This is a genomic window from Nocardia sp. GP40 (genome assembly GCF_050434125.1).
Classification (GTDB): Bacteria; Actinomycetota; Actinomycetes; order Mycobacteriales; family Mycobacteriaceae; genus Nocardia; species Nocardia albiluteola.
The window spans coordinates 425,727-441,653 of sequence record NZ_JBNPVW010000005.1 but is presented as its reverse complement, the minus strand read 5'-3'; the positions used below and the strand labels follow the sequence as shown (position 1 = coordinate 441,653).

The 15,927-nt window shown below is 70.6% G+C and carries 1 protein-coding gene (cut by a window edge); it reads left to right on the top strand.

The genetic code is table 11. The annotated features are described in order from the left end of the window. Positions 1-440: 440 nt before the first annotated feature. On the top strand, positions 441-15,927 hold the beginning of the coding sequence (locus ABH933_RS18345) for a non-ribosomal peptide synthase/polyketide synthase (RefSeq protein ID WP_429455048.1). Its footprint extends 36,041 nt past the window's final position; 15,487 of the gene's 51,528 nt are visible here — the first part of the coding sequence; it begins with the start codon at positions 441-443; its stop codon lies beyond the right edge, outside the window.

Sequence of the window (15,927 nt, the reverse complement as noted above, 5' to 3'; positions counted from 1 at the left end):
GATCCGCGCCACGCGACGGCGAGCCTGGCCACGATGCTGCTGTGAATCGGATGGGACGCGGCTGTGCGCGCAATGCCCGGCCGACGCGATTGCGCTGCTGGTGGGGGGTGCGGCGCGGCGTTTCGCAAGGGGCCGCGCCGAGCCGACTTCGCTGATGCAGAGTGGCTATGAACCTTTTTGGTCGGATGCGGTGTGCGGACGGTAGATTGGTTCGGTGTTCAGCAGCGGAGTTCAGCAGAAGGCCGTGCCGTGGTCGGCCCGTGTGGTCGGTTCCATGTAACAAGATCGGCCTGAGCGACGGATTACTCCTTTGAACACACATATGTCTGATTGAGATTCGAAGGCAGTCCCGACCGCTGGACGCCGCATCCGGAAGATGCGCGTTCGCGTCGGTGTGCCATGGGGAGCGCCACACGGTGTTCCGGAAGTGAGGTTGTGGGTTGGACCGGCTGGATTTCGGCGGAAACGGCGAAGCTGGCAGCGAGATCGCGGCCGCGCCAATAGCCGGGGACGAGCTCTTCCCGCTGTCGCCGGCACAGCTGGGCATCTGGTATGCCCAGCATCTGGACCCACAGGTGCCGGTCACCATTGCCCAGTACGTCGACCTGCACGGGCAGCTCGATCGCGCCCTGCTCCGGCAGGCCAGTATCGACGCCTCGGAGGAGTTCGGATCCGGCTTCCTGTGCATCGTCGAGCACGACGGTGAACCCCGCCAGTACATCGACCCCACGATCCCGGACCGCGACGACATCCATCACCTGGACCTGCGCGCCGAGGACGACCCGGAGGCCGCGGCGCTCGAGTGGATGCGCGCGGAGTACAGCCGTCCGCTGAACATGGTCACCGACCGGCTGATCCGGCTCGCGGTGCTGCAGCTGCGCGAGGATCACTGGTACTTCTACCTGCGCGCCCACCACATCGTGCTGGACGGCTTCAGCGCGATGAACTACCTCGGCCGCCTGGCCGAGCACTACACCGCCGCCGTGAACGGCACCCAGGTCGCCCCGCTGAAGGTCTCGGACCTGCGCAGCCTGGTCGAATCCGAATACGAGTACCGCGAGAGCACCCGTTTCCAGTCCGACCGGGAGCACTGGGCGCAGCGGGTGACCGGACTCGAGAGCGGCACCAGCCTGGTCGGCAACTCCGCTCCGCCCGCCCCGCTCAACGGCCTGGCCAGCGACGTGCTCTCCGACGAGCGCAACGCGCTGCTGGAAGCCTCGGTGGCCCGTCACGATTCGACGCCGGCCGCGCTGCTGATCGCGGCCTTCGCCGCCTATCTGGCGCAGTGGACCGGCACCGAGGACGTGATCCTGAGCCTGCCGGTCACCGCGCGCACCACCGCGGTGATGCGGCGTTCGGGCGGTGTGACCTCGAACATCGTGCCGCTGCGACTGCACGTCGGATACGGCACCACCGTCACCGACCTGCTCAAGGCCGTGACGGTCGAGGTCTCCGGCGCGTTGCGGCATCAGCGGTACCGGCACGAGGACATCCGCCGCGACAGCGCCGACGGCGGCGTGGTCACCCGGGAATTCTTCGGCCCCTGGGTCAACATCATGCTGTTCCACGACCAGATCGCCCTGGGCGACATGGTCGGGCAGATGCACGTGCTGTCCACCGGCAGCATCGAGGACCTGGGCGTCAACTTCTATCAGACCGAGGGCGGCGCGCGCTCGCGCATCGACTTCGAGACCAACCCGAATCTGTACTCCGAAGACCTGACGCGCCGGCATCATTCGCGTTTCCTGGAGTTCTTCGACCGGTTCCTCGCCGCGGCGGCGGATCAGGCGCTGTGGGCGCTGCCGATCACCGGCGACGACGAGCTCGACCGGACGCTGGTCGAGTGGAACGAGTCCGGGCACGAGGTGCCCGAGACGACGCTGACCGCGCTGCTGGACGAGCAGATGCGGCGCACGCCCGGCAATGTCGCACTCGACTACGAGGGCGCCACACTCACCTACGGCGAGTTCGCCGCGCGGGTCAACCGCCTGGCCCGTCGCCTCATCGCCGATGGTGTCGGCCCGGAATCCCTTGTGGCCCTGGGTATGCGGCGCTCGCTGGACCTGGTCGTCGGCATGCACGCCGTGCTGGCCGCCGGTGGCGCGTACGTGCCGATCGATCCCGATCATCCGGCCGAGCGCACCGCCTACATCCTGGAGTCCGCGGCACCGGTCTGCGTGCTGACCGTCTCCGGCGACGAGGTGGATCTGCCCGGCGAGGTTCGCGCCGTGCCGATCGACGCACTGGACCTCTCGGAGTTCTCCTCCGATTCGGTGACCGACGCGGATCGCCTTGCGCCGCTGCGTGATTCGAACACCGCCTACGTGATCTACACCTCCGGTTCGACCGGCCGTCCCAAGGGCGTGGCCGTCACGCACCGGGCGATCGTGAACCAGCAGCTGTGGATGCTGGACCAGTACGGCCTCACCGCGGCCGACGTCTACCTGCAGAAGACCGCCACCACCTTCGACGTGTCGCTGTGGGGCTACTTCCTGCCGCTGATGGTCGGCGCGAAGCTGGTCATCGCCACCCCGGACGGCCACCGCGACCCGGTCTACGTCGCGGAAACCATTGCGCAACAAGGCGTGACGGTCACCGACTTCGTGCCGTCCATGCTCACGATCTTCACCGGCCAGGCCACCCGCGAGCAGTGCGCCTCGCTGCGAGTGGTGTTCGTCATCGGCGAGGCGCTGCCCCCGGAGACCGCGGCCGCCTTCCGGGCGATCAGCGACGCCGGGCTGCACAACCTCTACGGCCCCACCGAGGCCGCGGTCTCGGTGACCCGGTGGCAGGCCACCGCGGCCGACGTCACCGTGGTGCCGATCGGTGTTCCCGAGTGGAATGTCGAAGTGTACGTGCTGGATTCGCGGCTGCGCCCGGCCGCGATCGGCGCCTCGGGCGAGCTGTACCTGGGCGGGCGGCAGCTCGCGCGCGGCTACCGCGGTCGCGCCGATCTGACCTCCGACCGGTTCGTCGCCAATCTGTACGGGCTGCCCGGCGAGCGCATGTACCGCACCGGCGACCTGGTGCGCTGGAACTCCGCCGGCGCCCTCGAGTACGTGGGCCGCACCGACTTCCAGGTCAAGTTCCGCGGCCAGCGGATCGAGCTCGGCGAGATCGAGACCGACCTGCTCGCGCATCCGGCCGTCAACCAGGCCGTCGTGCTGGTCGCCGACACCGCGACCGGGCAGCAGCTCGCGGCGTATGTCGTTGCCGCGCAGGGGATGTCGATCGATCCGGCCGAGCTGACCAGGTTCGTCGCCGAAAAGCTGCCCGCCTACATGGTGCCCGCATCGATCATGGTGCTGGACGCGTTGCCGCTCAACACCTCCGGCAAGCTGGACCGCAAGGCCCTGCCCGAGCCGGTGTTCAGCGTGGACGCCGCCGGATACCGAGCCCCGCGCAAGCATTCCGAGGAGATCGTCGCCGGCATCTTCGCCGACGTGCTGAGCCAGGACCGGGTCGGCATCGACGACAACTTCTTCGACCTGGGCGGCAACTCGCTGGTCGCGACCCAGGTGGTCTCGCGCATCTCCGCCGCCTTCGGCATCACGCTGGGCGTGCGGGCGCTGTTCGAGACGCCCACCGTCGCCGGCCTCGCGCTGCGGGCCGAATCCGCCACGCCCGCAGAGATTTCCGTTCGGCCGCCGCTGGTCGCCCGCGATGAGGAGCCCGGCGCCCGGGTGCCGCTGTCGCTGGCCCAGCAGCGGATGTGGTTCATCAACCAGTTCGATCCGTCCGCGCCCACCTACAACCTGCCGTTCGTGGTGCGGCTGCGCGGCGCCGTCGACATCGCGGCGCTGCAGGCCGCGCTGCTGGATGTGTTGACCCGCCAGCAGTCGCTGCGCACGATCTTCCCCGAGGCGGGCGAGGGCGGCGGCTACCAGCAGGTGCTCCCGGTCGACGAGGTCGACCTGGGCGTCGCGGTGCTGCCGATCGCCGAATCCCAATTGCTACCCGCGCTGGCCGATTTCGCCTCGACCGGCTTCGATGTCACCCGCGAGCTCCCGATCCGGGTCCGGGTCTACCGGGTCTCGAGCGGCGGGGGCCGGTCCGGCTCGCGCGGCACCGACTACGCGGTCGCCTTCGTGGTGCATCACATTGCCGCCGACGGCTTCTCGTTCGGGCCGCTGGCCCGCGACGTCACCGCGGCCTACCTGGCGCGCGCCGCCGGGCAGGATCCGGCCTGGTCGCCGCTTCCGGTGCAGTACACCGACTTCAGCCGGTGGCAGCGCGAGGTGCTGGGCTCGGAGGACGATCCGCAGTCGATGGCCGCGCGCGAGATCGCGTACTGGCAGGGCGCGCTGGCGGGCCTGCCCGATCAGCTGGACCTGCCGACCGATCGCCCGCGCCCGCCGACGCAGAGCTTCCGCGGCAACCGAGTCACCTTCGAGATCGATCCCGAGCTGCACGTCGAGCTGTCGAAGCTGGCTCGCGCCCAGGGTGTTTCGCTGTTCATGGTGCTGCACGGGGCGCTGGCGGTGCTGCTGGCGCGGATGTCGGGCACCCAGGACATCGCGATCGGCACGCCGATCGCGGGGCGCGGCGAGCAGGCCCTTGACGATCTGATCGGCATGTTCGTCAACACCCTCGTGCTGCGCACGCAGATCGAGGGCGGCGAATCGTTCGCCGAGCTGCTTTCTCGCACCAGGGAAACCGATCTCACGGCGTTCGCGCATGCGAACGTGCCGTTCGAGCGGCTGGTCGAGGTGATGAACCCGGCCCGCTCGCAGGCGCGGCACCCGCTGTTCCAGGTGATGCTGTCCGTGCAGGAGCTCTCGCACGCCACCATGGAGATGGACGGGCTGTCGCTGACCGCGGACGAGCTCGACGTCGACATCGCCAAGTTCGACCTGCAGTGGACGCTCACCGAGCAGCGCGGCGCCGACGGCGCCCAGGCCGGTGTTTCCGCGGTGCTCTCCTACGCCACGGATCTTTTCGATGCCGCCACCGTCGCCGGGTTCGGCGACCGGTATCTGCGGATGCTGCGCGCCGTCGTCGCGGATGTGACCGCGCCGGTGGGGGATATCGAACTGCTCGACGACTCCGAGCGGGCGCTGGTGCTGGACGCCTGGAACGCCACCGCCTGGACCCCGGAGCGCACCGGCACGGCCCCGGTCACGCTGGCCTCCCTGTTCGCCGAGCAGGTCGCCCGCACGCCCGAGGCCCCCGCGCTCACGTTCGAGGGGACAACTCTGTCCTACGGCGAGTTCGCCGACCGCGCGCACCGCCTGGCCCGGCATCTGATCTCCCTCGGTGTCGGCCCGGATTCGTTTGTCGCACTGGGCATGCGGCGCTCGCTGGACCTGGTCGTCGGCATGTACGCGGTGACGCTGGCCGGTGGCGCGTACGTGCCGCTGGATCCGGATCACCCGGCCGAACGCACCCGGTACGTGCTCGAGACCGCGCGCCCGGTCTGCGTGCTGACCACGACCGACGACGAATTCGAGGCCGAGGCGCACACCCCGGTGCTCGAGCTCGACCTGCTCGACCTCGACGAGTACTCCGGCGATCCGATCGACGATGCCGATCGTGTTGCTCCGCTGCGTGATTCGAATACCGCCTACGTGATCTTCACCTCGGGTTCGACCGGTCGCCCGAAGGGCGTAGCGGTCTCGCACGGGGCGATCGTGAATCGCTTGGCGTGGATGCAGGCCGAGTACGGCCTGACCGCGAGCGATGTCGTGGTGCAGAAGACCCCGGCGACGTTCGACGTGTCGGTGTGGGAGTTCTTCTGGCCCTTGCAGATCGGCGCGCGCCTGGTGGTCGCGCGGCCGGAGGGCCATCGCGATCCGGCGTATCTGGCGCGGTTGATCACCGCCGAGGGCGTGACGACGGCGCACTTCGTGCCGTCCATGCTCTCGGTGTTCGTGGCCGAGCTGGCCGCGAATTCCGGTACCCCCGAGGACATCGCCTTCGCGGGCTGCACCGGACTGCGCAACGTCTTCGCCTCCGGTGAGGCGCTGCCCGCGCCCGCCGCGCAGCGGTTGCGCGAGCTGACCGGCGCCCGGGTGCACAACCTGTACGGTCCCACCGAGGCCGCGGTCGACGTGACCTATCACGAGGTCGTCGACGCCGACGCGGTCTCCGTGCCGATCGGCCGCCCGGTCTTCAACACCGCTGTCTACGTGCTGGATTCGCGGCTGCGGCCGGTTTCGGTGGGTGTCGCGGGTGAGCTCTATCTGTCGGGCGTGCAGCTGGCGCGCGGCTACGTGACGCGTCCGGACCTGACCTCGGATCGCTTTGTGGCCAACCCCTTCGGGGCGGGGCGCATGTACCGCACCGGCGACCTGGTCCGCTGGACCGCCGCCGGTGAGCTGGAGTACCTGGGCCGCACCGACTTCCAGGTGAAGTTGCGCGGTCTGCGCATCGAGCTGGGCGAGGTCGAATCGGCCCTGGCCGCTCTGGATTCGGTGGATCAGGCCGCCGTGGTGGTGCGCTCGGACAAGCACCTGGGCGATCAGCTCATCGGCTACCTGGTCGCGGCGGGCGAGGGACTCGACGTCGACGCCGTGCGCGCCGAGCTGGCCGAGACCCTCCCGGCATACATGGTGCCCGCGGCCTTCGTGATGCTGGATGCCTTCCCGCTCAACGCATCCGGCAAGCTCGAGCGCCGCGCGCTGCCCGCGCCGGTGTTCGAGGTGCGCAAGTTCCGCGCCCCGGCCACACCGATCGAGGAGATCGTGGCCCAGATCTTCGCCGAGGTGCTCGGGGTGGCCCGGGTCGGCGCGGACGACGACTTCTTCGAGCTCGGCGGCAACTCGTTGATCGCCACCCAGGTCACCGCGCGCCTGGGCGGTGAGCTCGACACCCGGGTGCCCGTGCGCATGCTGTTCGAGGCCAGCACCGTGACCGCGCTGGCCGCCCGCGTCGAGTCGAATGTCGGTGTGGGCGGGCGCAATGCGCTGACCGCGCGCGAGCGGCCGGAGGAGATTCCGCTCTCCCCGGCGCAGCAGCGCATGTGGTTCCTGAACCGCTTCGATGTGGACTCCGCGGCCTACAACGTCACCGTCGCGGTGCGGCTGTCCGGCGAATTGGACATTCCGGCGCTGCAGGTCGCGCTCATCGACGTGATCGACCGGCACGAGTCGCTGCGCACGGTGTTCCCCGAGACCAGCCGCGGCCCGGTGCAGGTGGTGCTCGACGCCGCGCGGATCGTGCCCGACCTGACCCCGGTCGAGGTGCCGGTGGGCAACCTGGTCGCCGAGCTCGTCGAGCTGGCCTCGATGTCGTTCGACGTGACGACTGAAGTTCCGTTGCACGCCAGGCTGTTCGAGCTCAGCGAGACCGAATACGTGCTGTGCATGGTGGTGCACCACATCTCCGCCGACGGCTGGTCCATGGGCCCGCTGGCGCGCGACGTGATGGTCGCCTATGCCGCGCGCACGCTGTGGGAGGTTCCCGTCTGGGAGCCGCTGCCGGTGCAGTACGCCGACTTCGCACTGTGGCAGCACGAGCTGCTGGGCGACGAGTCCGATCCGGAATCCCTGGGGCACCAGCAGATCGACTACTGGCGCAAGGAGCTCGCGGGCCTGCCGGATCAGCTGGATCTGCCCTCGGACCGGCCGCGCCCGGCCGTGCAGTCATTCGTCGGCGGCCGGGTGTCGCTGGAGATCGACGCCGAGACCCACCGCGCGCTGGTCGATCTCGCGCGCGAGCGCAACGCGACACTGTTCATGGTCGTGCACACCGCGTATGCGGTGCTGCTGTCGCGGCTGTCGGGGACCGATGACATCGCGATCGGCACGCCGGTGGCCGGTCGCGGCGAGAACGTGCTGGACGAGCTGGTCGGCATGTTCGTCAACACCCTGGTCTTCCGGTCGCGGGTGGATCTGGGCGAATCCTTCGCCGATCTGCTTGCGCGCCAGCGTGAGACCGATATCCAGGCCTTCGCCAATGCCGACGTCCCGTTCGAGCGGCTGGTCGAGGTGCTGAACCCCGCGCGGTCGACCGCGCGGCACCCGCTGTTCCAGGTATCGCTCTCGTTCGAGAATCAGCCGCACGCCGAATTCGAGCTGCCCGGCCTGCATGTCGAGGCGATCGACACCGACATCACCACCGAGAAGTTCGATCTCTCGCTGACCGTGCGCGAGCTGAATCCGAATGAGATCGCCGGCATGTCGGCGGTGTTCTCCTTCGCGCGCGACCTGTTCGACGAGGACACCGTCGCGGTGTTCGCGCGCCGATTCCAGCTGCTGCTGGCCGCGATCACCACCACGCCGGATACCCCGGTAGGCGAGCTGCCGCTGCTGGACGACGCCGAGCTCGCGATGCTGACCACCATCCGCGGCGACGACGCGCCCGCCGGTGGCGTGCTCCCCGACCTGCTCGCCGCGGGCCTGCGGCGGGATCCGAACAGTCCCGCGCTGTTCTTCGAGGGCGTCGAGCTGAGCTACGCCGCGTTCGACGAGCGGGTGAACATGCTTGCGCGGCACCTGATTTCGCTCGGCGTGGGCCCGGAATCCCGGGTCGCGGTGTGCATCCGGCGCTCGCTGGATCTGGTGATCGCCCTGCACGCGGTGGTCGCGGCGGGCGGTGCCTACGTGCCGCTGGATCCCGATCACCCGGCCGAGCGCACGGAATACATTCTGCACACGGCCGATCCGGTGGGCGTGCTGACGGTGTCCGGCATGGATGTCGCGCTGCCCGCCGACGTGCCGCTGATCGAGGTCGACCGCCTGGATCTGGCCGGGCACTCCGGCGCCTCGGTGACGGACGCGGATCGCGTTGCGCCGCTGCGTGATTCGAACACGGCGTACGTCATCTTCACCTCCGGCTCGACCGGTCGCCCGAAGGGCGTGGCGGTCTCGCACGGCGCGATCGTGAACCGCCTGCTGTGGATGCAGGCCGAGTACGGCCTCGAGGCCTCCGATGTCGTGATGCAGAAGACCCCGGCGACGTTCGATGTGTCGGTGTGGGAGTTCTTCTGGCCCTTGCAGGTCGGCGCTCGCCTGGTGGTCGCGCGGCCCGACGGGCATCGCGATCCGGCGTATCTGGCGCGGTTGATCACCGCCGAGCGCGTGACGACGGCGCACTTCGTGCCGTCCATGCTCTCGGCCTTCGTCACCGAGCTGGCCTCCTACCCGGACGCGGACGGCGCGATGTGCGCGAGCCTGCGCAACGTTTTCGCCTCCGGTGAGGCGCTGCCCGCCGCGACCGCGCGCCGGTTGCGCGAGCTGACGGGCGCGCGCCTGCACAACCTGTACGGCCCGACCGAGGCCGCGGTCGACGTGACCTACCACGAGGTCACCGACGCGGACGCGGTCTCCGTGCCGATCGGCGTGCCGGTGTTCGGCACCGCCGTCTACGTGCTGGATTCGCGGCTGCGGCCGGTTCCGGTGGGTGTCGCGGGCGAGCTCTATCTCGCGGGCGTGCAGCTGGCGCGCGGCTACATGACGCGTCCGGACCTGACCGCCGACCGCTTCGTGGCCAACCCCTTCGGGGCCGCGGACACCGCGGGCGAGCGCATGTACCGCACCGGCGACCTGGTCCGCTGGACCGCCGCCGGTGAGCTGGAGTACCTGGGCCGCACCGACTTCCAGGTGAAGTTGCGCGGTCTGCGTATCGAGCTGGGCGAGATCGAGGCCGCCCTCACCGCCCTGGATTCGGTCGATCAGGCCGCGGTGGTGGTGCGCTCGGATCAGCATCTGGGTGAGCAGCTCGTCGGCTACCTCGTTCCCGCGAACGGCGACATCGACACGGCCGCGGTGCGTTCCGAGCTCGCCGCGCGGGTGCCGGAGTACATGGTCCCGGCGGCGTTCGTGACGCTGGCGGCGTTCCCGCTGAACGCCAGCGGCAAGCTGGACCGAAAGGCACTGCCGGAACCGGTGTTCGAGGCCGCGGAGTTCCGCGCTCCGGTCACGCCGGTGCAGGAGATCGTCGCCGAGGTCTACGCCGAGGTGCTGGGCGCGGCGCAGGTCGGCCTGGACGACGACTTCTTCGCCCTCGGCGGCGACAGCATCCTGTCGATCCAGCTGGTCTCGCGCGCCAAGGCGCGCGGTGTGATCTTCACTCCCCGTGAGGTTTTCGAGCGGCGCACCGTCGCCGGCCTGGCCGAGGTCGCCGATCGCGGCGAGGCGGCGCAGCCGCAGCTGGCCGAGCTGCCGGGCGGCGGCGTCGGCGAGGTCGCGGTACTGCCGATCATGTCGCAGTTCCTGGGCGGTGAGCGGCCGTACCCGCGGTTCTCGCAGGCGCTGGTGCTGCGGCTGCCGGTCGGGCTCGACCGCCCCACCCTGGTCGCCACCTTGGCCGCGGTCTTCGACCACCACGACGTGCTGCGCGCGCGGCTGCGCAACGACGGCGGCGAGCTGAACTTCGAGGTGCGCGAACAGGGTTCGGTCGATCCCGGCGAGCTGCTGCACCGGGTGGAGCTCGATGCCGAGCTGCCCGAGAGCGAGCTGTCCTGGATCACCGGGATGGAGTACGACGCCGCGCTGGGCCGACTGGATCCCGAGCAGGGCGTCATGGCGCAGTTCGTGTGGTTCGCCTTCGCGGGCGAGCGTCGCGACCTGCTGCTGGTCGCCGCGCATCACAGCGTGATGGACGGCGTGTCGTGGCGCATCGTGATCCCGGATCTGGCGCTGGCCTGGTCGCAGGTGGTCGCCGAGCAGCCCGTCGCGCTGCCGCCGGTGGGCACGTCCCTGCGGCGCTGGGCGCACGGCGTGGCCGAGGCCGCGCAGACGCCTGAGCGTGCGGCGGAACTGCCCTACTGGCAACAGGTTTCGGCGACGCCGGATCCGCTGCTGGGCGACCGGGCGTTCGACCCGGCCCGCGACACCCTGGGCACGGTCGAGCGGATCGAGGTCACGGCCTCGGCCGAGGTCACCGACGCGGTGCTGACCCGGGTCCCGGCGCTGTTCCGCGCGGGCGTCAACGACGGCCTGCTTGCCGCGCTCGCCCTGGCCGTATCCCGGTGGCGCGGTGCGGAATCCGGCGGTCACGCGCTGATCAAACTGGAGGGCCACGGCCGCGAGGAAGAGCTCGTGCCCGGCGCGGACCTCTCGCGCACGGTGGGCTGGTTCACCTCGGCGTTCCCCCTGGCGCTGACCCTGCCGGACGCCGATCTCGCCGAGGCCTTCGCGGGCGGCGAGATCCTGGGCTCGATCCTGAAGTCGGTCAAGGAGCAGGTGCTCGCCGTGCCGGACAAGGGTCTGGGCTACGGCATGCTGCGGTACCTCAACCCGGCGACCGGCGCCCTGCTGCCGCGGGATGTGCCGGGCCAGATCGGCTTCAACTACCTCGGCCGGATCTCCGCCCCGGGCGTGCCCGCCGAGCTCACCGAGCTGGGCTGGCTGCCGTCCGGTGAGCTGGGCCGCCTGGACGCGGTGATGGATCCGGAGATGCCCGCCCCGGCGGTGATCGACATCAACGCCGCCGTCGACGACGGCCCCGAGGGCGCGCAGCTGGGCGCGAGCTTCGCCTTCGTGCCGGGCGTGGTGAGCCGGGAGCAGGTGCAGCGGTTCGCGGACCTGTGGCTCGCGGCGCTGGCCGGATTGGCCACCTATGTGCAGCGTCCCGACGCGGGCGGCCTCACGCCCTCGGACATGCCGCTGGTGCGGGTCGGCCAGACCGACATCGAACGGTGGGAGCGCGAGTACCCCGCGCTGGCCGAGGTGTGGCCGCTCTCGCCGCTGCAGACGGGCCTGCTGTTCCACGCCCAGCTCAGCCGCGCGGGCGAGGACGTCTACACCGTCCAGGCCCTGCTGGACCTGAGCGGCGAGCTGGACCGCAACCGGCTGCGCGCGGCCGCGGCCGCACTGATCGACCGGTACCCGAACCTGCGCGCCGGCTTCGTCACGGACACCCTGGGCCGCTCGGTGCAGGTGGTTCTCGACTCGGTCGAATTGCCCTGGCGCGAGCTGGATCTGCGCGATGTGCCCGAGGCCGAGCGCGCGTCCGAGCTGCACCGCCTGACCGCCGCCGAGCAGACCGCCGGATTCGACATGGCCGCGCCGCCGCTGCTGCGGTTCAGCCTGTACCGCACCGGCGATGCGACGTATCGCCTGGCGATCACCTCGCACCACGTGCTGGTCGACGGCTGGTCGATGCCGCTGCTCATGCGCGATCTGCTGGTGCTGTACGCGCTGCGCGGGGACACCACCACGCTGCCGCGAGTCACCCCGTATCGGAACTTCCTGGCCTGGCTGGGCGAGCGCGACCGGGACGCCTCGGTGGCGGCCTGGGCATCCGCGCTGGCCGGGGTCGAGGAGCCGACCCAGTTGGCGCCGGTGGCGCACGGGCCGGAAACCAATGAGATCGCCACGCGGACAATCGAACTCGGTGTCGAGCGCACCGAGCGGCTGAGCGCGCGTGCGGCCGAGCTCGGCATCACCGTGAACACCCTGATGCAGGCGGCCTGGGGCATCCTGCTGGGCCGCCTGACCGGTCGCGACGACGTCGTGTTCGGCATGACCGTCTCCGGCCGCCCGGCCGAGCTGCCCGGCGTCGAGTCGATGGTGGGCCTGTTCATCAACACCCTGCCGGTCCGCGTGCGGATCGACGAGCGCGCGAGCGTCTCCGAGCTGCTGACCGGGCTGCAGCGCGAGCAGATCGAACTGCTCGACCACCACTATCTCGGCCTGAGCGACATCCAGCGGGTCGCGGGCGCGGGCGCGCAGTTCGACAGCCTGCTGGTCTTCGAGTCCTATCCCGTGGACAAGGACGCGCTGGCCGCCGCGAGCTCGATCGACGGCATGTCCGTCACCGATGCGGCGATGGTCGACAACGCGCACTACCCGATGACGATCGTGGTGCTGCCCGAGGCGGCGCTCGAGATCGAACTGCGCTATCTGACAAGCCATTTCGAGGGCGACCAGGTGCAGGTGCTCGGCCGGCGGCTGGTGCGCATCCTGGAGGCGCTGATCGAGGCGCCGCAGCATGCGGTCGCCGACATCGACATTCTCGACGCGGCCGAATTCGCCGATCTCACCGCCCGCACCGGTGGCCCGGCGGAAGCCGCGCGCACCCTGCCCGAGCTGCTAGCCGCGGCGGTGGCCTGGAACCCGGACGGCGTTGCCGTTGTCGCGGACGGTGTTTCCTACAGCTACGCCCAGATCGACGCCGAGTCCAGCCGTCTGGCGCGGGCGCTGATCGAACGCGGTGCGGGGCCGGAGATTCCGGTCGCGGTGGCGCTGCGGCGTTCGTGGCAGTCGTCGCTGGCGCTGTGGGCGGTCGCCAAGACCGGTGCGGTGCTGGTGCCGGTCGACCCGGCGTATCCGGCCGACCGGATCGTGCACATGATCACCGATTCCGGCGCGGCCTTCGGCCTGAGCAACCTGGCCGAGATCCCGGACCTGCCCGAGCTGGACCGCGCGTGGATCGCGCTGGACGACCAGGAATTCGCCGCGGACGTCGCGGCCCGGTCCGCCGAGCCCGTCGCGGATTCCGAGCGGCTCTCGCCGCTGCGCGTGGCCAACGCCGCGTACATGATCTACACCTCCGGCTCGACCGGCCTGCCCAAGGGCGTCGTGGTCTCGCACCGCGGCCTGGCCAACTACAGCGAGGAGCAGGTCGCCCGGTACGGCCTCGAAAGCTCCACTCGCACACTGGGTTTCTCCTCGCCGTCGTTCGACGCGTCGATGATGGAGCTGCTGCTGGCCATCGGCCGGGCCGGCACGCTGGTGCAGGTGCCGCCGTTCACCTTCGGCGGTGAGGAGCTCGCCGAGCTCATGCGCGCCAAGGGGGTGAACCTCGCCTTCCTCACCCCGCTGGTCGTGGCATCGCTGAACCCCGATGCGCTGCCGCGCCTGCAGACCGTCGCCGTCGGCGGCGAGGCCATTCCGGCCGAGCTGGCCGCCCGCTGGATCGGCGCGGGCCGGGCGTTCCACAACGTCTACGGTCCGACCGAGACACAGATCGTGACGAATATCGGTGCGCCCCTTGCCCTCGGCGAGGCCGTCACCATCGGCGGCCCGGTGCGCGGCATGCGCAACCTGATCCTGGACGATCGGCTGCGCCCCGTGCCCGAGGGTGTCACGGGTGAGCTCTATCTCGGCGGCATCCAGCTCGCGCGCGGCTATCACGAGCGCGCCGAGCTGAGCGCGAGCCGGTTCGTGGCCGACCCCTACGGCGAGCCCGGGGAGCGGCTGTACCGCACCGGCGACCTGGTGCGCTGGTCCGGCGAGCGGCTGGAGTACGTGGGCCGCAACGACTTCCAGGTCAAGATCCGCGGCCTGCGCATCGAGCTGGGCGAGATCGACAGCGCCCTGACCGCCCAGCCGGGCATCGAATTCGCCGTCACCGTGGGCCACAAGGCCGATTCCGGCGCCACGGTGCTGGTGTCGTACGTCGTGCCGTCGGCCGGCGCGGCCCCCGACACCGCCGAGCTCACCGAGGCGGTGGCCCGGACGCTGCCGGAGTACATGGTGCCCACGGCGATCGTGGTGCTCGACGAGGTGCCGCTGACCCCGACCGGCAAGCTGGATCGCCGGTTGCTGCCCGAGCCCGAGCTGGGCCCGCGCGAGTTCCGGGCGCCGGTCGGCGCGACCGAGACGATCATCGCCGAGGTCTTCGCCGACGTCGTCGGCGCCGACCGGGTCGGCGTGGACGACGACTTCTTCGCCCTGGGCGGCGACAGCATCCTGTCCATCCAGCTCGTGTCCCGGGCCAAGGCCCGCGGCGTGATCTTCTCCCCGCGTGACGTTTTCGAGCGCCGCACCGTCGGGGCGCTGGCCGAGGTGGCCACCTCCGGCGCGGCAACCGAGCAGCCGGTGCTGGCGGAGCTGCCGGGCGGCGGCGTGGGCGAGGTTCCGCTCACCCCCGTGCTGGCCCAATTCCTGCGCAACGGCACGCCGTTCGGGCGCTTCTCGCAGTGGATGGCGCTGCGCCTGCCCGCGGGCATCGACCACGACACCCTGGTCGCCACCCTCGCGGCCGTGCACGATCGCCACGACCTACTGCGTGCGCGCCTGGTGATCGACGGCGGCGCAACCGTTTTCGAGGCCCTGGAGCCCGGCACGGCCGACATCGCCGCGCGAGTGCATCGGGTCGAGGTCGACGCCGACATCAGCGACACGGCGCTGGCGCGGATCGCGAATGCCGAACTGGACGCGGCGCTGGATCGCCTCGATCCGGCGCGGGCGCTGATGACGCAATTCGTCTGGTTCGCCTTCCCCGCCGACTCCGCGCGCCGGGACGTATTGCTCGTCGCGGCACACCATTTCGTGGTCGACGGCGTCTCCTGGCGCATCGTCATTCCCGATCTGGCGATGGCCTGGTCGCAGCTGGCCGCCGGTTCGCCGGTCGCGCTGCCGGAGGTCGGTACCTCGATGCGGCGCTGGGCGACCGGCCTCACCGAGGCCGCCGGGGCGCCCGGGCGCGTCGCGGAACTGCCCTACTGGCAGCAGGTTTCGGCCACTCCGGATCCGCTGCTGGGCGAGCGCGCGTTCGACCCGGCCGTGGACGTCGAGGCCACGGCCGAGCGGGTCGAGATCACCGTGCCCGCCGACATCACCGAGGCGGTGCTCACCACCCTGCCCGCGCGCTTCCGGGGCGGCCCCAACGACGGCCTGCTCTCGGCCCTGGCGCTGGCCGTATCGCGTTGGCGCGGTGTCGAATTCGGCGCCCGCACGCTGATCAAGCTGGAGGGCCACGGCCGCGAGGAGGGCGTAGTGCCCGGCGCGGACCTCTCGCGCACGGTGGGCTGGTTCACCTCGGTGTACCCGGTCGTGCTGGATCTGCGGGGCGCGGACCTGGACGAGGCGTTCGCCGCGGGCCCGGTGCTGGGCGCGATCGTCAAGTCCGTCAAGGAGCAGCTGCTCGCCGTGCCCGACAAGGGCCTCGGCTACGGCATGCTGCGCTACCTGAACTCGGAGACCGGCGCGGAACTGCCCGCGACCGTGCCCGGCCAGATCAGCTTCAACTACCTGGGCCGTCCGGGCGAGGCGCCGGCGGAGCTGGCGGAAATCGGCTGGATGCCCACCCAGGACC